At 28.7% G+C, this 22,251-nt stretch carries 16 protein-coding genes and 1 pseudogene; 13 read left to right on the forward strand and 4 right to left on the reverse strand.

Going from position 1 to position 22,251, the window contains the following annotated elements; genetic code table 11:
* Positions 1 to 566 precede the first annotated feature (566 nt).
* The 4 genes from bsdE14_RS13230 to bsdE14_RS13245 all read right to left on the reverse strand — a co-directional run bounded on the left by bsdE14_RS13230 (position 567) and on the right by bsdE14_RS13245 (position 4,113).
* Positions 567 to 1,823, reverse strand: coding sequence for a hypothetical protein (locus bsdE14_RS13230; RefSeq protein WP_264850425.1), 1,257 nt, complete (start codon positions 1,821 to 1,823; stop codon positions 567 to 569).
* 238 nt (positions 1,824 to 2,061) lie between these two features.
* The gene (locus tag bsdE14_RS13235; protein WP_264850426.1) at positions 2,062 to 2,607 is read right to left on the reverse strand and encodes a hypothetical protein; all 546 of its coding nucleotides are present in this window, start codon (positions 2,605 to 2,607) and stop codon (positions 2,062 to 2,064) included.
* Positions 2,608 to 3,648: 1,041 nt separating this feature from the next.
* The gene (locus bsdE14_RS13240) at positions 3,649 to 3,777 is read right to left on the reverse strand and encodes a hypothetical protein (RefSeq protein ID WP_264850427.1); all 129 of its coding nucleotides are present in this window, start codon (positions 3,775 to 3,777) and stop codon (positions 3,649 to 3,651) included.
* Positions 3,778 to 3,846: 69 nt separating this feature from the next.
* Positions 3,847 to 4,113: a hypothetical protein gene (locus bsdE14_RS13245; RefSeq protein ID WP_264850428.1), complete on the reverse strand. Its 267-nt coding sequence runs from the start codon at positions 4,111 to 4,113 to the stop codon at positions 3,847 to 3,849.
* A 590-nt stretch (positions 4,114 to 4,703) separates the two neighbouring features.
* Here bsdE14_RS13245 and bsdE14_RS13250 point away from each other — a divergent pair.
* The 13 genes and pseudogenes from bsdE14_RS13250 to bsdE14_RS13310 all read left to right on the forward strand — a co-directional run bounded on the left by bsdE14_RS13250 (position 4,704) and on the right by bsdE14_RS13310 (position 22,233).
* The gene (locus tag bsdE14_RS13250) at positions 4,704 to 5,663 is read left to right on the forward strand and encodes a hypothetical protein (protein ID WP_264850429.1); all 960 of its coding nucleotides are present in this window, start codon (positions 4,704 to 4,706) and stop codon (positions 5,661 to 5,663) included.
* On the forward strand, positions 5,660 to 6,148 hold the full coding sequence (locus tag bsdE14_RS13255; RefSeq protein ID WP_264850430.1) for an ABC-three component system middle component 2: 489 nt from the start codon (positions 5,660 to 5,662) through the stop codon (positions 6,146 to 6,148). Before bsdE14_RS13250 ends, bsdE14_RS13255 begins: the two co-directional genes overlap by 4 nt.
* Before the next feature lie 4 nt (positions 6,149 to 6,152).
* Complete coding sequence (locus bsdE14_RS13260; protein ID WP_264850431.1) at positions 6,153 to 8,063, forward strand: hypothetical protein; 1,911 nt, start codon at positions 6,153 to 6,155, stop codon at positions 8,061 to 8,063.
* Positions 8,064 to 8,410: 347 nt separating this feature from the next.
* Positions 8,411 to 11,884: an ATP-binding protein gene (locus bsdE14_RS13265; protein ID WP_264850432.1), complete on the forward strand. Its 3,474-nt coding sequence runs from the start codon at positions 8,411 to 8,413 to the stop codon at positions 11,882 to 11,884.
* A gap of 265 nt (positions 11,885 to 12,149) precedes the next feature.
* On the forward strand, positions 12,150 to 12,638 hold the full coding sequence (locus bsdE14_RS13270; RefSeq protein WP_264850433.1) for a hypothetical protein: 489 nt from the start codon (positions 12,150 to 12,152) through the stop codon (positions 12,636 to 12,638).
* Positions 12,639 to 12,656: 18 nt separating this feature from the next.
* Entirely contained in the window at positions 12,657 to 13,580 is a 924-nt protein-coding gene (locus bsdE14_RS13275) for a ComEC/Rec2 family competence protein (protein ID WP_264850434.1), read from the forward strand.
* A 625-nt stretch (positions 13,581 to 14,205) separates the two neighbouring features.
* Complete coding sequence (locus bsdE14_RS13280; protein ID WP_264850435.1) at positions 14,206 to 14,337, forward strand: hypothetical protein; 132 nt, start codon at positions 14,206 to 14,208, stop codon at positions 14,335 to 14,337.
* A gap of 930 nt (positions 14,338 to 15,267) precedes the next feature.
* A complete protein-coding gene (locus tag bsdE14_RS13285; RefSeq protein ID WP_264850436.1) occupies positions 15,268 to 16,038 on the forward strand; it encodes a YkgJ family cysteine cluster protein in 771 nt (256 codons plus the stop codon).
* Between the two features lie 383 nt (positions 16,039 to 16,421).
* Positions 16,422 to 17,565, forward strand: a pseudogene (locus tag bsdE14_RS13290) (IS3 family transposase).
* Between the two features lie 938 nt (positions 17,566 to 18,503).
* Complete coding sequence (locus bsdE14_RS13295; RefSeq protein ID WP_264850437.1) at positions 18,504 to 18,836, forward strand: site-specific integrase; 333 nt, start codon at positions 18,504 to 18,506, stop codon at positions 18,834 to 18,836.
* Positions 18,837 to 19,192: 356 nt separating this feature from the next.
* Positions 19,193 to 19,471, forward strand: coding sequence for a hypothetical protein (locus tag bsdE14_RS13300; RefSeq protein WP_264850439.1), 279 nt, complete (start codon positions 19,193 to 19,195; stop codon positions 19,469 to 19,471).
* A 13-nt stretch (positions 19,472 to 19,484) separates the two neighbouring features.
* Entirely contained in the window at positions 19,485 to 20,906 is a 1,422-nt protein-coding gene (locus bsdE14_RS13305) for an SAM-dependent methyltransferase (RefSeq protein WP_264850440.1), read from the forward strand.
* A complete protein-coding gene (locus bsdE14_RS13310) occupies positions 20,884 to 22,233 on the forward strand; it encodes a restriction endonuclease subunit S (protein ID WP_264850441.1) in 1,350 nt (449 codons plus the stop codon). The genes bsdE14_RS13305 and bsdE14_RS13310 overlap by 23 nt, the downstream gene beginning before the upstream one ends.
* Positions 22,234 to 22,251 lie beyond the last annotated feature (18 nt).

Consider the following 22,251-nt stretch of genomic DNA (forward strand, 5'->3'; position numbering starts at 1 on the left):
CTTAAACAGAACCTTTTATTAAAATAACAATAATTCAGCCATCATACTGAATGACAAGACATTATTTATAATTCTAAAAAGACTTTAAATTTTAAATAGTCATATCACATTTATCATTCATAGTTAATTTTACACATAAACACTCCTTAGTAGGGTAGCCTTATTTCAGTGAATGAGAAATGAAGAAAGTGAGTATTTTCAAGGTGAATAGAGATAAAAATGATAACTTAGAATTATGAAGGTTTGCTATTACTTATTCACTGATTTTTAAGCTTATTCTAGTGATTAAGTATTATTTTAGAGGCAGTGAGAGCAATTGTTGTGGATTATTAAAATAATATGTGCTGTATAAAACCTAGTAGTTTCAAGGTCTCTAGACTTTTTGTATTTACTATAAAAGGAATTTAATACTCAGTAATACAAATTTTAATTAAAAAATTGGACTTAAAATTTCAGTATTACTGAGTATTAAAAAACCTCACTTTTTTAATACAAAGCTTGAAAAGTATTGAAAACACTCAATTCTATGTTTTAACAAATGATTCGTTTTGAAACTATAAGTTATTTTAACCTCTTCTTATTTTATTTAATATTGAATCTTCTTTCGGTTCATAGTCCGTATCATTAAATGGATTAACAACATCATTAGAGGACATACTTTTGGTGTCTTTCAAATTTGATAATTTTTCTGGAACAAGATTGTCCAAACGTTTAACAAGCTTAGCAGAAATTGAATTACCTTTGCTACTTGCATGAGATAAATATCTATTTATAGGGTAATGAATTATGGTTGTCTGCGCAAGAAGAGGGGAATAAGGGGAACTCCCCCAGAATGAATCTATGTGCTGTTTATGCGAATTTAGAATATCTATGTTATCACCTATAAGTGTTAGACTATAGCCTATATGATGTTGTCTGTCTTTTCCTAAAGATTTGGTATCAGAAAATGTATTTTGAATATCTTTAAGATTATTATCAGTAATACCACTGAATACATAATATAATGCTTTAATTTTATTTCTGTAGTAGTCTTTACTTTTATCTATATCAAAAATTACAATATCGAATATGCAGTGCATTATTAATTCTCCATAAGTAGTAATTATAATCTTGGCAAATCTAGGCTTTATCATAACTGTATTGTTTTGAAGTGCCATACCTTTAAAAAGTGTACCAACATTAATCCATAAGTCTCTAAGAACACCCAGCTTGCAGATATGCTCAGGCTGAGATTTTATGAGGTTTATTATAGAATCGTAGTCACTAAGCTTAAGCAGTTTTTCTATTAATGGAAGGTTATAGTTGTATCTATTGCCAAACTTTCTTATTATTTTGTAATAATCGCTTGTAATAATCATTAGTTGATGAAACATACTTTGAGAAGATAAAAAATTATTAGTATCCAATAAAAATTCAAATTTTAAAAGAGAAATCATAAAGTTATTGTTTCTTAACTTCTGTGCTATACCATTTTTAAAGCCACTGTTATAATTCCCAAGGATTAATGCTCTTCCAGGTTTTTTAAGATAGAGAACTTTATTCTTATTAAGAGCTTCAACACCAACAAAACCTAAATCTAAAAGGGTATTTAAAATTTTAGTTGCCTTATTTCTGGCACTCTTTTCTGTATTAATTAATTTATTAGTTTTTAAAATAAATTTTGAAAACTGTGTAAGGGTACAAAAGCCGCCACAGTTATACACCACCTCTAAAAAAGGTGCATACCCTTTGGCTATAACTTCAACATATTTGTGACATAATTTAGGATTGATATTTTTAGGGACCTCATAATTTTTTTTCAAAATATCATTTAGTGAAGTCATGATTACTCCTCCTAGCATATTAATTTAAATTATGTTTTGGTAAAAAAGATAGGCAGCATTATATAATATCTATTTAAAGAATAGACATCATTATCCTTTAAATAGATATTATTATTGAATCTTTGGTTTTGTATCATTGTTATTTAGGAATTTACCTAAAGACTTTAAAGTGATATGTGCTTAAGAGTGTGATTCAGATAAGATAACATTTATTAAATAAGAAATCTCGATATGAATACTAAATTGTATATTTTATATTCTTATAAGCATGAATCATAATATAATCATCACAATATTTTTTTATAAAATTTTTCTTTAATTCTATATCTTCTTTAGAATAGTTATTGGTGGTTACTTCGACGCCGATTTTACCAATCTTATTAATATACATCCCATCTAATACCTTAGGCTCATTAGGATATTTATTGTGAAGTTCGGTTTCTGTAATCCAACTTTCTTTTTCACTGAAGCGCAGATACATATATATCTTAGTTAAAGCATAATCGTGTTCAAGCTGAGTTAAATCACTTTTATAAATATAAAAGCTATATTCGTTTTTAAGTCTTTTTTTTGATTTCTCGGTTAAACCATATATTGAAGTAATTGAACCATATAGACAATAATTACCCTTTTTCTCAATATTACCAGAAAATATATGCTGATTTAATCTTGACTCTGTAATGTCTAGGTACGGTAGCAGATCTAATGTAATAAGACCTGTTCTTCCTATTGACTTAAGTAAAAGTATGTCTTTATACTTTTCAATTTTTAGTTCCTTTATCAAAATCGCCTCCTTACGTTATTATCAGATGATGGTAAAATTGGAAAGGTAATTAAGCATTTATTATGTATTATTCCTCAAAAAGTTAATTAATTCAAGATGAAATTTATGGAATGATTAGGTAAATTAATATAAAAATTTGTTTTATAAAACTGAAAGCCCTTGAAGCTCTAGGGGATACAGATTTTGTATTACTCAGTAATACAAAATAAAAAAATAGCGAAGGATAGTATTGCTTAGTATTAAAAATTCGCAGCAAAGTATGGAGGCTCATTGTAATTCAACACCGCTGAGTGTAATACATTTTATAGAATTAAAGAGTGTGGAAAAAAGGATATATAAATGCTATAGGCAATAAAAATATAAAAATTAGCTAGATTATTAAAAAAATCTATAATTTTATTGGGATATAAACTAATATATCAATAAACATATTTCAAAAAAAACTAATCAAATAGCACATATATGTGGATTATTATAGGACCTCTTAATATTTGAGTTGAAAGAAATAATATATAAATTTATGGACTTATGTTAATATAGTAGACACAAAAAATCGAATTTTTTATGCAGACAGCCTGGCCAACCCTTCACATTTTTGAGAAGTAATATTGCCAATGTTGCTGTATATCCTTTTCTGTTATACAAAGATTATATGTATTCAAAAATAGCCAATTTGGAAATATTAAAGTTATAATATTTTACTAGATTTACTTCCTCTTTCTTTAAGGAGGCATGAAAAGACTAGATATAGGCATTATCATAAGGGCAGACTCTGGTGCTAAATGAATGAGTGAAAATCTTACACCCAGATATATATAATTGAAAGTCCGAGCTAGTATACTGGCCTCTAAGGTCGCTATGAAGAGTTATAGTACCCGTAGGCGCTGAGGTATTGTGGCATTTTTAACAGACTGAAAGCTAGTTCTGAAGTCACATTTCTAGAAAAAGTATATCCAACTATTTTCTTGGAAATAAATCCATAACTGATGCTAGATAGCATTAACCATTTTTAAGTGTATAAATATATGTTATATCAGTCACTTACTTTTGATTTATGTTTGTGGCTGAAAAATTCATTTTTAAAACATTTTTTCTGCTCTCTACTTTTGTCTTTGATGGTAGTGGCATAAACTTTTTAACTATTATAGATCTTATACCTAGACTCTTCATTAATCCATATGATCTTTTTACACTTATTTTAATACCTTCTGAAGATAGAGTTTGCTGTATCTTTGGAGTTCAATAACGTTCTCTTACTGATGTGTATATTTCAACGATTCTTTCTTTAAGCTTCTTATTTTCCTTTGATCTGCTATTTTCTTGGTGTTTAAAATATTTATAGAAGGAGCTTCTGGAAACTTTCAAGGTACTGCACATAAGTTTAATATCGTGATTACTTTTGTTGTCATAGGTAAACTTATAGATGAAGCTTACTTCTTTGCAAATATGTCCATGTTTTTTTAATATTTTGGTTTCCTCCTCAAATATAGCCATCTTCTTAGCCATAGTTTGATAGTCTGCCGCTGTAATAGTTGTACCCTTATCCCCAGCTACTGACGTAGATTTTTTCAGCCAGCCTGTGTTGTTGATTTTGAGATGCCATATTCGCTGCTTAGCCCTGTAAGACTCCTACAGGAGTTATAGAGTTCCACAAATGTCTTCTTAAATTTCTCTATGTATTATTTTTGTCCTATTGCCATCGTAGACACTTCCTTACCTTTTATATATTTTAGAGCGTTCGAGTTTTCGTGTCTATAATATTATACTAACACCAATTTTTAAGTTTACCGATTTTTTACATGCTCAATATTAATCATTTATTTATCCTCATTCCTATGGCCTTTTTGATTTAATTTGGAATTTGTATTCGTACTTAAATCTTTATAATATATATTTATTAAGCTAGTAATTTCATCTCAAATTGGTTTGGTAATTTTAGACACCTAGTAGTGACATATCTGAGGTACTTTACAACATTTTGCATGTATATGTAATATATTGTAGATTGTGATATAATTATCTTATAATATCCATAATTAGAAAATATGTTATAGATTTATAGCATTAACAATAAGATTACTTAGGGGGATTAAAAATTGCAAAGGGACTTCAGATACTTGAGAGATAAATACGGTGATGCTGGCGCAAGAGATATATTTGAAAAAATATGTATACAACTATATCAGACAAAATTTGAACAAGCATATCCAATAGATGTACATCTTGGAGATGGGGGTATTGATATATATATAGGAAATTTTGAAGATCAAATAGATGTTTATCAGTGTAAGTATTTTCTTGACGGCATAGGAGTGTATCAACAGAATCAAATTAGAAAATCATTTAATACCGCTGCTGAATCGACTAAGTATAAATTAAAGGATTGGTATTTATGTGTTCCTTGTGTATTAAATATAGATGAAACTAAATGGTGGTATCAATGGAAAACAAAGATGAAAAACCAATACGGTATAAATATCATATTGAGAGATGGAAGTTATCTTCTCAATGATTTAAAAAAGTACAACTTATATAATAATAATTTTGATAATGATATTGCTCTTATGCTAGAAGAAATAAGAGAGTTTTTATTTAATAGTAAAAGATATTATGAAGAACAAATATATGAATTAGAAGATCTTGATGACATGAATTATGATGATTGCATATTTGTTAAAAAATTACAATCTGCTCAAATATATGATAATAAAATGGCTAAACAAGAATTTTTTAATGCAGAAATAATAAAATCATCAATAGAAAGCAAGGATAATGATGAAGGTACTAAAATGTATAAGAATTTAAGAACTAAAATACTTAGCATTTGGAACTCTCAATATATAAAATATAAGGATGAAGTGGATGGAAAATCTCTGTTATCAGATGTATACCAAAGAATAGAAGATTTAGATACCACAACGTTAAAAGCTAGAGAAGATATTTCTCTAATTGCAAAGAAAGGTATACTTCACCAATTGTCTGATGAATGTAAGGTTGGATGGGTAAAAAACTATTCTGAAAGATTAGAGCAATATATTAAGGGAGAAGAAAAATGATTGAAGATAGAAATAAAGTATTTTCTGATTTAGTTATAGATTCTGTTAGATTGTTAATTTTGATATCTAAATTTGATTATAAGAAGACATTCAAACTAACACTAGATAAAATTATGCTATATGACTTTTATTTACAGTTTCCAAATACAATGTTTAAAAATAATAAAGATGTTGAAATTGGGAATATTGATTTTTTTGAATACTATTCTTATTATCATTGGAAGCCAAGAGACGATCAATATTTGATGGCGTTAAACTATTTAATTTCTAAGCAATTAATATTGAGGAAAATCGAAAATAACAAATTTTATTATTTGGTTTCAGAATTAGGAGTTGAATTTGTTAATGATTTAACATCAGAATATAAATTAAAATTAGATAGAATTGCAACTATAGTTAAACAAAAAATATCAAAACTAAGTGATGAAACTGTGGAAAATCAAATATTAGAGAAAATAAAATTTGGCATAAGATATGAAGGGTGATATTATGAGTACAAGAATTAAACTAATTAAATTGACTCTTATAGGTATAAGAAAAAATTATGTAGTATCATTTAAAGATGGATTGAACTATATATCAGGCCCCACACAGACAGGAAAAACCTCAATCTTAGAGATGATTAACTATGCTTTAGGTAGCAAAAAGCATAAGGATTATATAGAAATTGGACAAAGTTGTACATCAGTAGAGCTAGAAATAATGATTGCAAATAAAAGGTATAAGATACAGAGACAACTTTTTGATTTTGAAAAAAAGGCAAAGGTATACGAATGGAATAAAGATAAGTTAGAGTATAGCATTGATTTCAAATTATTAGAAATAGATGGTCCTAGCAATGAGAATTCTTTAGCTGCATTTTTAACTGATAAAGTTAATTTGTTAAATTTAAAGATAGCAAATCAGCCATTTAGTTTTAGAGATATTTTTAAATATTCTTATTTGAAACAAACAGAAATAGATAATGAAAATATAATGTTTGAAAAGATATGGCATTACGATATAAAAAGAAAGCCTACATTTGAAATAATTTTTAATATTTATGATCAGTTATTACAAGAATTGAAAAATGCTCTAAAGCTTAAAAAAGAGGAATTAAGTAAATTAGAAATTAAGTTAAAAGGCATAAGAGAATTTTTGGAAAGTATAGAATTAGAAGATTTTTTATCTTATGTAAATGAAAAAAATAATTTAAGTAATCATAAAAATGAGAGAATTATAATATTAAATGAAATTAAAGATAAGGGCTTGTTACATAATGAAATAACTATGCAGCTACAAAATAATATATTATTTACAAAAAATCAAATTATAAAAATTAAGAAGAAAATATCAGAACAAAAAGAATACATAAATAAATTAATGATATTAAGAAATCAGTATACAAGTGAGAGTGAAAGAATTGAGCTTATTACTGAAGGATACTATAAATTTAATAAGTATGAATTTAAATTTTGTCCGAGTTGTTTACAACCGCTTAAAGAAAAAATCAATAGTGAGTGTTATCTTTGTGGTAATAAAGATGTTAATTTAGCTACCGAAGAAATTTTGGCCTATAAACATGAATTAAAGAAGTTAAAAACTAAGAAAAATAATCTAATTAAATATATAGATGAAGAAGAGAATAACATAAAAATATTGGAGAAAGAGCAAATTAAATTCGAGATAATATTAACTGAATATGAGAGTGAGTTAACGCATTTACATAGTAAATATGTAAATCCATTTATTGAGAAAATTGAACAACTAAATTATGAAATTGGATCTATATCTAAGGAAATAGATCAATTAGAAAAAAATTATCAGATGATCGAAAAATTACATGCTATTGAAAAAATATATAGAGATGGTATGAATCAAGCAGATGAAATTAATGAAAAAATAAAGAATGTAGAAGGGAAATCTCAGATCAAAGGAAATATAATCTCGAAACTGTCAGGAATTTTTTATGATATTTTAGATGATTTTAAATTACCTAAACTAAGCAATGCATTTATAGATGGTAAGCGTTATCTACCATATGTAAGAGGTAAACTATATAGTGAGTTAGGAAGTTTAGGTGCTGTAACGTTAATAACAATGGCATATTATTTATCAATTTTAGTATTAGGATCAAAAGATGAGAACAATCATTTAGGATTATTAATGATAGACTCACCTAGAAGTAATTTAGGAGCAAATAATAAGGATGGAGATGATGTATTTAAAGATGAAGACATCTTTAATTCTGTAATTAAGTTTCTAATAAAGCTTGATGAAGAACTTGGAAGTGAGATCCAATTAATAGTTATTAATAATGGATATCCGGATTTCCTAGATAGTAAATATATAATTAAAGAATTTGACGGAAATGGTACAAGAGGAGTCCCTTATGGATTGGTAGATGACATAAACAGTTAAAGTTGGTAGTAGTTTTATAGGTATGAAAGAAACATGAAAATAGATTTGATACAAAATAATATGTTACCTCAGCCTTTTATGGAAGCGTAAATAGACTTGATTTTCACAGGTCTATTTACGCTTCCATTTTGATTTTTACTATATACTTATTTAAATAGGTTTATCAAGTTTGTTAATTTTTAATATTTTTACAAGTACCTTTTGACCAAATCATCGCATAATATTTGAAAGGATTGCAATTAGGTGTCAATTAGTAGTGGTATAAATTTCACATTTTTCTATAATTTTGTACTAATATATGCTAGAATTTATAATATGAGAAATAAATAGGTATGGCGGTGATTAAATTGTCGAGCAAAAGATCAGCAGAAGCAACAATAGCGGGATATTTATATCAATTTGATAAGTGTATTATAGAAATCTTAAAACAACCAAATGATAATACTAAGGTAACAATTGAAGGAATAGAAGATATTGATATAGAAGAAGAGAAACTTAATCCTAAATCAATACAGGTAAAATATTATGAGGGAAGCGAATATAACAATTCAATAATTTCAGAAGCAGTAAGATATTTATTTTTTAATTATATAGACTATTTGAATGGAAACGGAAAAAGACGTGAATATTATCTATATGGTCACTATAATTCAGGAACTGAAAAATTACAAGTAGACGTTAACTATATTATTCAAGATAATAATGGAAGAAAAGCTATAGATATAGTTAAGGATAGTTTTCTTACTTATAATCCATCAAAAGGTGATATTCGAAAATTTTACTTAGAAGAAAATATACAGTACATAGATGAAGATGGGGTAATAAAGAAAAGGTGTATTTTAGATAAAGAATTGGATGATTTTATCTCATTATTAAGAATAAATATAAATGCTAAATCAATTGATGATCAGTATGAAGAATTGCTGTTATCATTGGAAGATAAAATTGATAATTGTAAATCTAGGGAAGACGCAGAAAAGTATTATTATAATAATGCACTAAAAATTATTTTTAAATTGGCCCAAGATAAAGATGAGGCTTCTATAACTAAAGAATTACAGATAAAAGACTTAAATGATAAGAAACAAAGTATAATCGGAAAGATTAAGAGGAAGAAAGAAAAGAACGATGATACTTTGCTGAATGAGATTAACCTACTAGAAGAAGAGCTCGAGGTTTTAATAAAAGAGATAGATGGAATACAAAAAGAAGTTAATAAACTTAATATAGAAAAAAGGACAATTACTAAAAAGGAATTTTTAAAAAAAATAGATCAAAAAACAGTTTTATTTAATAAATGGTATGCAGCTAATCTTGGTAAGATGAAATATAATGAATATGTTAAGGATATTTTATATAGACGAAAGAGCTTAAATAATTCAAAGAGTAAGTTTTTGATCTTAGGGAAAGAATTTGAAAATTCGTTAGTAAGTGATGAAAATACCTCAATTGATGAATTTATTAATCTTGTAATAGAAGATTCATTCAAATTAGATACTGCCTTTGCTAATAAGGATAAGCCATGGACCATTGTGTTAGATATAGAACTTGAAAAGTTTAAAACTATTGTTGAAATATTAAATAGAAAATTAATAAATTTTAAAAGTGGAAGAGAAGAATATAATTTTAATATTGATGATTTTAATGAAAGACCAATAATTAATGCAAATAAGAATGAAACAATAAGCAGGGCATCATATCAAATAAGAATAATAACATTAAAAACGTTTGAGAAATACTTACAACAAATTAAAGACATAGATGTAGCTATATTTTTTATGAGGGATGATTACGATAAGTATTTAGAGGAACTAAATAATAAAGGAGTATATTCATATGTTGTAGAAGGTATAAATGGACGTACTCTAAATGACGTTGAATTTTTATTTGAAAGAAAAAATATATATACAGATTATTTTAGAATTCTGAGCGTATCTCCCACATTACTACAAATAGAGGTAATAAAACCCCAGAAGTTTAAGAATTTGAATGAGAATTTTACATTAGGTAGTTATATTAAAATAACGGATGAAATTAATAATTCCATTATTGGAATATTAAGAAGTTATAAAATAAAGGAAATAAATAATAAAGAAGAGTTAGTAATTCAAAAAATAAAAGAACCCTCTTTTATTTTAGATGTACAACCTGTAGGTCATATTACTAATGGTGAATTTAAGAAAGGAAATAAGAGTATAACAATCCCGCCTAGCCGAGTTGAGGTTGCGAGTGAAGAATTATTAAAAAAGATTTTTTATCAGAAAGATAAAGATAATGAATTTTGTATTGGAGATTTAGCTCACAATCCAACGATTGAAGGTGAAAACATAAGAGTTATTATGGATGGCAATAAATTTTTTAACAAGCATTTGGCTGTTGTAGGCTCAACAGGGAGCGGAAAATCATGCACAGTAGCTAAAATTTTGCAAGAAGGTATTGAGCCATACACAAAAGAGCAAAAAGAAGGAGTTTTGAATAATTCTCATATAGTTTTATTTGACTTGCATGGTGAATATCAAAATGCATTTAAAGACCAATGTAGGCATTTAGAAGTAGAAAATTTAAAACTTCCCTATTGGTTAATGAATTCAGAAGAGTTGCAGGATTACTTTTTAGATGTTGAAGGTAGTGATCATAATCAAAGAAATATATTTAAAAAGGCAATTACACTAAACAAAAAATGGCATAATTTAATAGAGATAAAAGGAAATAAAACAATAAATGATAATATAACTTATGATTCACCTGTATATTTTAATATTAAAGAAGTTTTATGCTGTATAGAAAACTACAATAGAGCAAGAGAAAAAGAAGGAATTTATACTTGGATATATAAAAATGGTTCAGTGGAAATCAATATACTGGATATAATGCCAGAAAACTATGAAGATTTAGAAAAGTATTCCAAATTGTTTACGGATAGATTGGAGCCTTTAACTGGAACCGGTACTAAGCAAGCTAGTTTGAATTTTACTAATTTTATTAGTAGGCTTGAAAATAAGATACATGATGACAGGTTGGTATTCTTATTACAGAAAGGTAATGAATATCGAATGGAATTATCTAAAATAGTTAAACAGTTTATTGGATATGAAACAGAAATTACAGGCAAAAATCAAGAGAAGAAAAATGTCACAATAATTGATTTAAGTGGAATGCCATTTGAAGTTATAAATATAGTTGTTGCATTAGTAAGTAGGTTAATATTTAGATTTGCATTTGAAAGGAAAAAAATAATTAAAACACACGATATTAATGAAGTGCCATTTTTACTTGTCTATGAGGAAGCTCATAATTATATTCCTAAATCACAAGAAGTCAGATATAAATCAGTTAGAGAAGTTGTTGAAAGGATTGCTAAAGAAGGAAGAAAGTACGGAGTATCAGCTATGATAGTTAGTCAGAGACCATCAGAAATATCTGAAACAATTTTTTCACAATGTAATAGTTTTGTAGTAATGAGATTAACTAATCCAGTAGACCAAAGTTATATAAAAAAATTACTTCCAGAGGATGTTAGCTCAATTACTGATAATCTTTCTGGATTTGACAAAAGAGAAGCTTTAATATTAGGAGATGCTGTGAAAATTCCAGCTCTGATTAAGGTACATGAGTTATCAAAGGATAGGTTGCCAAAATCAAATGATATTAATTTTATACAAGAGTGGAGAAATAATTGGTATGATATGGATGAATTTGACAAAGTAATTAATTTAATGACCGGAGTTATAGTTGGTACGGATAAAGAAGAGTTAGAAATTCATTTAAGCGAGGCTGCTTTAGGTTCAGAAAGAACAATAGATAATACTGACGAGTGTTAATTAAACGAGTAAATTACTCAAGGTTTCATAGACTCTGCTAGCGAATTTATAAAGAAGGAATTATTTGAAGTTTTAATAAATAAGATACATATCAGTGAATATGTCGTGCAGTCTTTACTATTGACTAAAAATGATTTTGCATCATGGTGGTTATCCAGTGACCAGTTAAATTCGATATTTATTATGTATAAGGCGCGTTTAAAATGTGATTTTTTCAGATATCTTACGGAAATAGAAATGTTAAGTTAAGTAGTGAGGTGTGCAAGTGAGTAACAAGGTATATGTCCCGGTAATAATTGATGAAAAAGGTGAAAGGTTAACAAGGGCTGTTTTTTACACAATTGAAAGTTATAAAAATTCATATCCATGGCATTTAGGATTAGGAGATATTAGCCTGGAGTTTATTATGTTAGGTTTATCAGGAATAATAGTAGGTCCAATAAAAGATGGTAGTTTAGTTTTTTTTCACAATCCATATGACTTTGAGGAGATGTACAATAGTGTAGAAAAGGATGAGAAATTATATATAAGTATTTCTAGTATATACATACCAAATGATTTAATTTACGTTAAGTATATGCGCGATGATTTTTTTCGGGTTGATATTAAGTTGTTTCTTACTTTGCTTCAATATCAGCAGAATTGGAGCTATGAGCCATTGAAAAAATTTGTAAATGGTGATTATCTATTTATGTCTAGTTCGGAGAAGAAAGCTTATGATGAGTGGCGGCATGATATACTTAATAAACATTAAAAGATACGGAGGGCTATAATGAGCAGACTAAAGGTTACTTTAATTGATGTAGGGTGGGGAGATTCTATCTTAATTGAAGTAATAAAGCATAATAATGAAAGAACTTTTGCATTAATTGACTCAAATGATAGTACTAATCTTAGATCAACACATATATTTTTAAAACGCTATTTTGAGAGAGAAAGAATTGAGCTTAACTCTGATTGTTTATTTGAGTTTGTTATGTTGAGCCATGCTCATTCTGATCATGGACAAGGGTTAAAAGGAATAATCGGGCAGTATGGAACCAGAAATTTGTATTATCCTAATTCGTTTGGAGGGCCTATTGTACCTGATTTAATTAGATACGCTCGTAGGTATCCTCAAAGGATTAATGAACATAGGGTTATTAGCTGTGGATCCTACATCAATGACATAGAGGATGTAAAGTTTAAAATACTATGGCCAGAGAGCGAAGTATCAGATAATGAAAATAATAATTCTATTGTACTGTTAATTACATTAAAATGTATAAATATATTATTAACTGGTGACATTGAAGTGAATAAGGATGTATGGGATAGGATTAAAAATAAAATACCAGATGAAGTACATTTTCTTAAGTTACCTCATCATGGTTCTAAGAATGGCTCGCTTGACGAACAAGGAGAAACTCCATTGTTAGATAAGGTTGGGAGTCTATGCAAGCTAGGTATTAGTACACATATAGTACCTTATACTCATCCAAGCCCTGAGATAATGAAAATATTAAAAGAAAAAAGATTTGATTACTTTCGAACAGATTATAATCATAATGTTTCATTTATTACAAATGGCGAAAAGATAAGTATAGAGTATTCTCATCAAGATATGGTAGATAATGTCCAATATAGATCTAAGTTTTGCAGGAAGGTTATGATTTATTTCAAAAAACAAGTATCAAGATTCTTAAGTTATATTTGATTTGAGAAAAGTTTGGTGAAAAAACTAGATTAGTAATAGTATAGAAGATAGTTGAAAGTATAATTAAATGCTACTGCTCTATGTTAACTTATAGTGTTTACATAAGGATGTTACTGTTGAAAGAATCTGTAAAAACCTATCAACAGTAATACCAATAGGAAAACAGATATTATAAAGTTAACGATACCTATGGAGAGAGTAAAGTTTTTTCTGTAAATAGCTTCCTATGATAATTATTTTGAGGGTATGGACGTCACGATGGGATTTTATGCCTTAACTTTAATATAATAAATAACAAATTGTATATCAAGAGCATCCTAACAAAAGGGTGTATTGTTCACTTAAAAGGCTGATAGGCTTAATTAGGTAACCTTCCTTCAAACATTACAGAAAGTTCTCCATATACTTTACCCAAATTACGTAGTGGTAGATTCCACTTCTTTGTAGTTTTAAATGTAGCTAAAGATAATGAAAATGTAGTATCTATAGCTTATTGTCTTAAACAAATTATTGAAGAATCATTGGAGTATAAAGTGACCAACGGTGCCAAGATTTAATTTCTGTGGCGATCCAAGGATACTTTGATTTAGCCGAGAATCACGTAGACGAAATTAAGGAGGATTGTATGGATCCTATAGCCCAAATAAGAAATCACCACGAGCTAGTAACTAAAAAAAGAAAATTTGAAGATGAGAATATTGGTCAAAGGATATTAATGTTAGAAAAGTCTTTAAAGAAAAAAGATAAGAATTTATAATACCCAGAGATCAAAGGTTAAAAAGCCTATTTTTATAGAAAAGTTATACACCTAGATTTCCTACAAAAAAAGATAGAATAAAGCAATTAGAAGACTAGTATTTCAGGAGTTTTGTGATCAATATTTTGAGACTAGTAACGTTTTTATATATAAAACCTTAAAAATAAAATATACTTAGTTAGACTATTTATGTTTAGTTATATAACATAATCATAGAGTTGAAACATTCATAAGTGTTTTGAAATACAACAATATTTATCATACCAAAATTGTTGAAATAATAGTTTTTATATCCAAAGTTATACTTGAGTACGAGTAATTAGAAAAAAAGAATATAAGTTAACAAAATATTAACACATCCAGTTATGTTTAAAAAAGGGTTTACATGTAAGCTAAAAAACACCTATGTTTTTGCTTGGAAATATATATATTTCTAAACGAAAATATAGGTGTTTTTTATAGTTAGAAATAAGTACTTATTTGAATTATAATCCATATTATCCAATTGTTGTTTGAAAGATGTCCCATTGCAATATCTTATTTTCTATCATATGCTAATATTTAAATGATAGCTGTCATTAAGAATACAAAAGGATTTTTTAAGAATGTTACAACATTTATAAAGATTGCTGAAAGAAACACTTCATTACACTTTTAAAATAATTTATCTATACTTGGAGTTGATATGAAGATAGTAAAAAGTTGACTACTACAAATATGTTTTATAACTGGATCGTGGCATACATATGGAAATTAAATCACTACAATTTATATTGGTTTTATTTATCATTATATTAACAGCAACGAACTCGTCAAAAGGGAATATTTAGATAATATACTTGAAAAAAAGAAGAGGTTTTACATTTACTCCAGAATACTTAATATTAATAACTGGATAAAATCATTTTTATCTTGAATAGGAGATTGATTATGGGAAGAAATGACTTATGTTTTTGCATGAGTGGCAAGAAGAATAAAAATTGTCATCCAAACATTCACGTGGAAAGCTGTGCTGCAGTTAAGCTTAATATTTATGGTCAATTAGATAAGGATTTAAAGGAACATCGACAAGGAGTAAATTTTAATTCGTTATGTACTGCAGGGTGTAGCGATTGTTGCTATGACTACTTTACTATTCAAAGTATTGAGTTTCATTTGATATTAAATGAATTGACAAAGTGGGACAAGGACAAAGTAAATAAATTAATAGAAAGAGTAGAGAGGTACTGGAATACACTTGAAGCAGACCAACCTGAAGCTATAAAACTTTTGCTAAGGGCTACTTGTAAAGACATCGAAGAAATAAATTCTTCAGTAGTCAGGACGAGCTTTCCTTGCGTGTTTTTAGACGAAGATACACACTTGTGTCAGATTTATGATTATAGGCCATTCAAATGTAGGATTTTTGGTACTACATATTATTGCGATCAGTCACAACCTCCAATAGGTATAGCTTGTGACAAGTACAATAGCGTTCTTAATTATAATAATTTTGATACGATGTTATTTGATATTACAGAGTTATATAAAAAAAATGATGGGTTATCTGTAATTGGTATTTGTGAATATCCTCTTATCTATTTTTTACATCAACATTTTGTTGTGAAAAAACTGGGAGTATCTATAGTTAATTTCTACGAAAACTTTAAACATCCAAGTAGTTACGTTTATAATCTTATAAAAAGCAATATTCAGCGCTAGCATAACTATCAATAGAAGTACACTAGGTGACCACTATTTCTTATTTAGAATCGTGGGTTTAGTATAAGTACAATATCTTATATTATAGTTAATGGTATAGTTATCCAAAGCACTTAATTAGTTTTAGGTATAATAAACATAAATCTCAAAGACGATAATAATTACGCTCCAAAGAGTCTACAAGAAATAATGTAGTTTTAGATATACATTCATAATGAGATAAGCAGCCATTAAATTAATTGATTTTTTATTCATAAGAAAAGACACAAAAGTACAGTATAAAATGTGACCTATAGGGTAGACAATTGAAAAAGTCTGCACTTGGACATGGTACAATAAAGTAGACACAAAGATAAGAAAAAATTGTGAAAGGTGGCTGCTTTATGAGACGCTCATATGATAAACAATTTAAGACTGCAGCGGTTAAGTTAGTTTTGGATGACGATATGTCTGTCGCAGAGGCAGCTAAAGCATTAAACATCCATTATAACTCTCTATACCGTTGGATTACTGAATACGAAGAATATGGAGAGAGTGCACTCCCAGGTCATGGGACTGCGCTCTATTCTTGTCAATATGAGATAAAAAAGCTAAAACATGAGAATGAAGAATTAAAAAAGGAATTAGGTATGTTAAAAAATACCAGGCCCTCTTGAAGCGAAAGAACAAATAAGATTTCAGTATATAAAAGACAATCAGGATCATTTAAATATCAAGAAGGCCTGCAAAGCATTGGGAGTCTCAAGAGAAGGATACTATAAATACCTAGATCACAAGCCTTCTCAGCGTGGTCTTGAGAACGCAGATTTGAAGGAAGTCATTAAAGAAATTTTTGATGAACATAAAGGAAGATACGGTTCTATAAGAATTGGAAAAGTATTAAATCAACGTGGGATTCATGCTAACAGAAAACGGATATCTAGATTAATGCGAGAAATGAATCTATGTCCCAGAGGTACGAGATATAACTACAAAAAATATAAATTAAAAAGTAGAGGCGAAGAAAGACCTAATTTGTTAAACCAATTGTTCCTAACAGATTCAAAAAACAAGATCTGGGTAGGCGACATTACGTATATTCCTACTAAGAGAGGTACACTATATCTTGCAGTATTTGTAGACCTGTTCTCCAGAAAGGTTGTTGGATGGTCAATGGGCAATAGAATGAAAGATCAATTAGTAATCGAAGCCTTTTTACAAGCTTACGGAAAAGAACGTCCTGATGCTGGATTAATTGTTCATACTGATCAAGGTTCTTAGTACACTGGTGGCAATTTTAGATCTATTCTCTCAAAGTATGGTGCTAAACATAGCAACAGTAGGAAAGGAAATCCTTACGATAATGCAGTAATGGAGTCCTTTTACCGTACAATAAAACGAGAGCTCATTCAAGGATCACACTATGTGACTCCAGAACAAGCTCAAAAAGAAATTTTCAAGTATATTGAATTGTACTACAACACTAAAAGAATACATTCTTCATTGGGATATCTCTCTCCATCCCAATTTGAGAAACAAAATTCATAAAATCCACTTAACTTTGTGTCTACAAAACCTTGACACGTCCAAATTATTTATTACTTTAACTGTCTACTATAAAGGGAGCATATCATTATTTCAATTCGGATATTGCAAAATCTATTATCTATCATGAATTAGGGCATGTTGTATATTGTATAAGAAGTCAAGATGATAATTCTGGTTCTAATTTTGATGAGTGCATAGCTCAACTGAGTGATGGATTTAGTTCTGACATAACGCATGTTAGTCTTTCAAGCTTAAGAAGCGTAAGACATTCAAATATTGGACAAGATATCAGGATAGTACTTAACATTATATTAGATGAAAATAAAGCAGATATATATATAGTTGCGACAATGTAGGATATTTATCGATGATTGAAGTCCTTAAATAACCTTTGGATAACCTCGATAGCCCAATAGCTGGAATTAGGAAAATGTTCTTGATAAAAATGTATGGTTAGTTATTCTTCTATATGGTATGGGGTAGCGCCAACATTTCCAACTTAACTATACCAAGTGAAGATAGTGACAGAATTTAAAGAGGATGGTGCAATAATACTATACGGAGATAATTAAGAAGAGGAATAAGATATTAATTAGAATATATGACGGATGCTACGAATATATATGTAATAGGAGGTCTGACGTCTTAGAACCGCTAGTGAACCCTGGGAGTAGGTAAGTAGCTAGGGCATAGGCGTACCGAGCTTGGAGCCTTTTGGCGGGTAAGAGGTGGGGAGAAGTAGAAAGATAGGGATTATCTTTCTATTTTTTATGCATTTCATAGCCTCATAGAGAGTTTTTCCCTTTGCTAATGATATAGTCCTTAAATTAATTTTAAAGTTTATGTGAAGCTACAGAAAGCTGATATTATTACTGAATAGCTTAATTTTAAGGGCTACTTTGTGCTTCATGAGCAGAAAACAAAGAAGGTAAAATTAAATGATAGCCTTAAACATTTTAAAGACATATGTAAAAGAAAATAAGCTTGAACAGGATAACTTTATCTTTGTAAGTAGAAAGGGACAAAATGAATCTATACCCGTCACTCAAGACTACATAATACTGAAAGATGCAGCAGTAAATATAGGTATAGAAAATTTTGGTACTTATAGTTTAAGAAAAACCTGGTGGTATTGGGCCTACAAGGTTAGCAGATATAATATAGGTCTGATAATGGATACTTTTAATCACAGCAGCCAAAAGATAACATTAAGATATATAGGTATAGATCAGGAAGCAAAAGATGAATTATATTCTCTTGTTCAATTTTAAATGGAAAATACCAAAATCATTATGAAAAAATTCTTAAATATAAGGCATGTTTAAATTTTGAGGGAGAAACAAACTTTAGTAATCTGAATTAAAAAATAAATATAATGATAGACTCACAATACAGCATTTATACAACAATTAGTATTTGCAGGTTTATTATAAATAACACCTATTTCAAAATAATAGGTGTTATTTATTTTTACAAAAAAATAATTTAAAAACGCCACATATAAATTTTTTGAGGTAAATTTTGCTAAGGGTATTTACAATGATAAAAATTAGTGGTATATTTAGAATGTAGGGTAAATAAAACGCTACATATAGATTTTTAGATGTAAAAAAGGGGATGAGATTTTTTGAAGGGTAATTTTTATAAAGTTCTTTTACGATATGGTCATCTCGGTACAGGTAAGGATATTATTGTTGCTAGATACCTTGATTGTGAAAATACAATGAAAATTACAGATGTATTTAACCTTGTTGCGGGAATGCCAGGTGTAAAATCAAATGGGGTTTTAGAGGTTGCACCTATTAGTTATGAAAAATATAGAAGAGGTAAAGCTGAGGAAAAAGAGAATTTTTATTTAAAAAAACTAATGACATTCAATCCTATTACAACAACTATATACAATTAAGGAGGAGAAAAAGTTGAAAGTTTCAGAAAGAGATTTTATTAAAAATGTAAGAGATTATTTATTGGGTCGTGGGTGCACAATCACCAAAGAAGATGTTAGACAGGGTTCTGTTATAGCTGATATGATAGGATGCATTATAAATGAAAAAGGTGAACTAGAGAACAAGGTCTTGGTTGAAATAAGGCGAAAACCTTCACCGGAGGCTCAGAAACAACTTTTTAGTATAGCTAAAAAATTTAACGTTACTTATTCCCTATTGGCTATACTTGATGATAACAATAAACCAAGGTATTACTGGTTTGAAACAGAAAGTGGCCTTCCTATAGTTGAGCAAACTTTTGAAAGTATATCCGATCATGTTATTAGCGATGTTGATATAGAAAGTACTCTATGGAATGCTTTAGATTTAATGAGAACAATGGCAATAACGAGTGATGAGGCTATAGATATTCTTTTATATCTACTTCTAGTAAGAGTTTATCTATCAGAACACAAAGATTTAGATAAATGGCCGTCTTTAAAGGAAGGTGAATTGCAGTCATTAATTAGTATATCTACGGACTACTACCATTTATTAAAGTATGATATTACTAGATTTATGTTTAAAGATAGTCTTGATAGATTGCTTTCAATATTGAACGGTTTGCCAGTTAAGTCTAAACATTATCACAGCATACTAAATTCTTTAATCCAGAAGGTTATGGCTACCAAAGCAGGTGAGGTTATTACTCCAGCCAACCTTCTGAATATAATAGGGAAGGTTACTAAAGAGCTTAATATTAAAGACGGAAAAGTAATAAACTTAGGATCTGGAGTTGGAAGTCTTTTAAGAGAAGCTAGAGAAAATTCATCCGCAAATGTTTACGAAGGAATAGAGTTAAATGTAAATTTAATATCTCAATCTTCAATTATAAATATTTTATGTGGTTATAGTGATATAACGATCAAAAATGATGATGCATTTAGACTAGGTAATACAGAAGAATATAACCTTACTCTTATAAACCCTCCAATGGGTTTAAAAGTAAAAAAGGATACTCTAGAAGGATTAGATATAGCTGAAGGACGGGGAATGGTAAATATAACAGAAGCATTTATTGAAAAATCAATAAACATTACAATTCCTGGAGGATATGTTATTTGTGTTGTACCAGAGGGAATTCTTTTTGCAGGGACTAGTAAAGCAATACGAGATATTATACTGAAGAAAACAATAGTAAAATCTATCATTAGCTTACCAGCAAGTACATTTAGACCTTTTACAGGTGTACAGACAAGTTTATTGATTCTTAGAAAAAAGGATAAGAGTACTAATACACCAAAGGATTTATTTATAGGGAAAATTGACTCATTTGATGATACAGATGATGTATTAAATGGATTTAGTAAGTGGTTAATTGAGGAGGGAGATCATGGCAGTATCAGAAAGATGTAATTATGATATATTCGTGGGCGCTGAGGAATGGACAGTTGATACATTAATAACTAAGTTAAATATTACAAATGAAAAACGTATACCTGTTACTGAGCTTGTTAAGATTAACTCAGTAACCTTGAAGGAATTGAACTTGGAAGGCAATATTTCACTACCTTATGTAGAAGTTAAAAATGTAGATGCAGATAATAAAATTCTAGATATTCAAAACTTAGTAGAAATGCAAATAAAAGATCTTCCTGCAAGGGCTAGATATGTAGGATATCCTGGAGACATACTTTTATCATCTATACGCCCAGAACGTGGGGCGATAGCTATACTGCCACATGATTATGAGTATTATGCTGTTTCAAGCAACTTCTTCGTACTAAGTCCTATAGATATTCCAAGTGAATTGTTATATTTCGTCCTTAGTGATGAATCTGTACTTAATGAATTTGGATCACTTGCTAGTGGATCTACTATACCTACTATGACTGTTAAGCAATTTAAAAGCTATAGATTTAAAGAGTTTGATAAATCATCAAATAATATCAACGCTGCTATTAATATATATAACAAGTTAATAAATAGGGTTCAAAATTTTGTAAACATTAATGATGCTGCAGATATTGTATTTAAAGATAAGTTACTTGTTACAAACAATGCTAATAAGAATCTGCCAAAATTCAAAGCCATAGATTATTCATTACTATCAGATAGATTTGATGCAGAATTTTTATTATCAATAAATAGTCCATCTATCGAATGGAAAGTTAAATCTAACAAGATAAAGGATATTGCATTAGTAGAAAATCCGCCTAGTGAAGCCAAAAGAAATGAATATGTTAATGACGAACTTCCAATAATACAAACAAAAAATCTCCAGGAAAATAGTATATATATTGATTCCAAAGATGTTGAGTTTGTTAAAATTGATGATGAAAGTTCCAAGGGTGTTAGGTTTTTAAGGCCAACAGATATTATTGTAGCTAAGATAGGCGCAAATTTATCAAAATCTGCAATAATTCCTAGCGACTTAAAGGGGGCTATTAGTAATCCTAACTCTTATATAATTAGAAATGAGCATGGTGATGTGTTAACTGAGTATCTGCTACTATTCCTAAGAACGAGCATGGCCCAAGAGCAAATCGAAGCACAGATAAAATCTGGATCAGCAATGAAGATGCTAAAACTATCAATGCTTAAAGAAATAGAAGTTCCATTGCCAGGTCTTGATATGCAGGGAAGTATTGTAGATGAAATAAATAAAAGAGCTAACATTAATGATGAATCTACACTTGAAAATGACATTAAATTATTTAAACAAAATTTATTTATTTCTTAAAACTATGGAACTTTAATA

The organism is Clostridium omnivorum (assembly GCF_026012015.1).
GTDB classification, from domain to species: Bacteria; Bacillota; Clostridia; order Clostridiales; family Clostridiaceae; genus Clostridium_AX; species Clostridium_AX omnivorum.

What these genes read in the sequence shown, in the direction of transcription:
- bsdE14_RS13230 (WP_264850425.1), bottom strand. Translation starts at nt 1,823, where the DNA reads ATGACTTCACTAAATGATATTTTGAAAAAAAATTATGAGGTCCCTAAA.
- bsdE14_RS13240 (WP_264850427.1), bottom strand. Translation starts at nt 3,777, where the DNA reads ATGAAGAGTCTAGGTATAAGATCTATAATAGTTAAAAAGTTTATGCCA.
- bsdE14_RS13245 (WP_264850428.1), bottom strand. Translation starts at nt 4,113, where the DNA reads ATGGCTAAGAAGATGGCTATATTTGAGGAGGAAACCAAAATATTAAAA.
- bsdE14_RS13255 (WP_264850430.1), top strand. Translation starts at nt 5,660, where the DNA reads ATGATTGAAGATAGAAATAAAGTATTTTCTGATTTAGTTATAGATTCT.
- bsdE14_RS13260 (WP_264850431.1), top strand. Translation starts at nt 6,153, where the DNA reads ATGAGTACAAGAATTAAACTAATTAAATTGACTCTTATAGGTATAAGA.
- bsdE14_RS13275 (WP_264850434.1), top strand. Translation starts at nt 12,657, where the DNA reads ATGAGCAGACTAAAGGTTACTTTAATTGATGTAGGGTGGGGAGATTCT.
- bsdE14_RS13280 (WP_264850435.1), top strand. Translation starts at nt 14,206, where the DNA reads ATGGATCCTATAGCCCAAATAAGAAATCACCACGAGCTAGTAACTAAA.
- bsdE14_RS13285 (WP_264850436.1), top strand. Translation starts at nt 15,268, where the DNA reads ATGGGAAGAAATGACTTATGTTTTTGCATGAGTGGCAAGAAGAATAAA.
- bsdE14_RS13295 (WP_264850437.1), top strand. Translation starts at nt 18,504, where the DNA reads ATGATAGCCTTAAACATTTTAAAGACATATGTAAAAGAAAATAAGCTT.
- bsdE14_RS13310 (WP_264850441.1), top strand. Translation starts at nt 20,884, where the DNA reads ATGGCAGTATCAGAAAGATGTAATTATGATATATTCGTGGGCGCTGAG.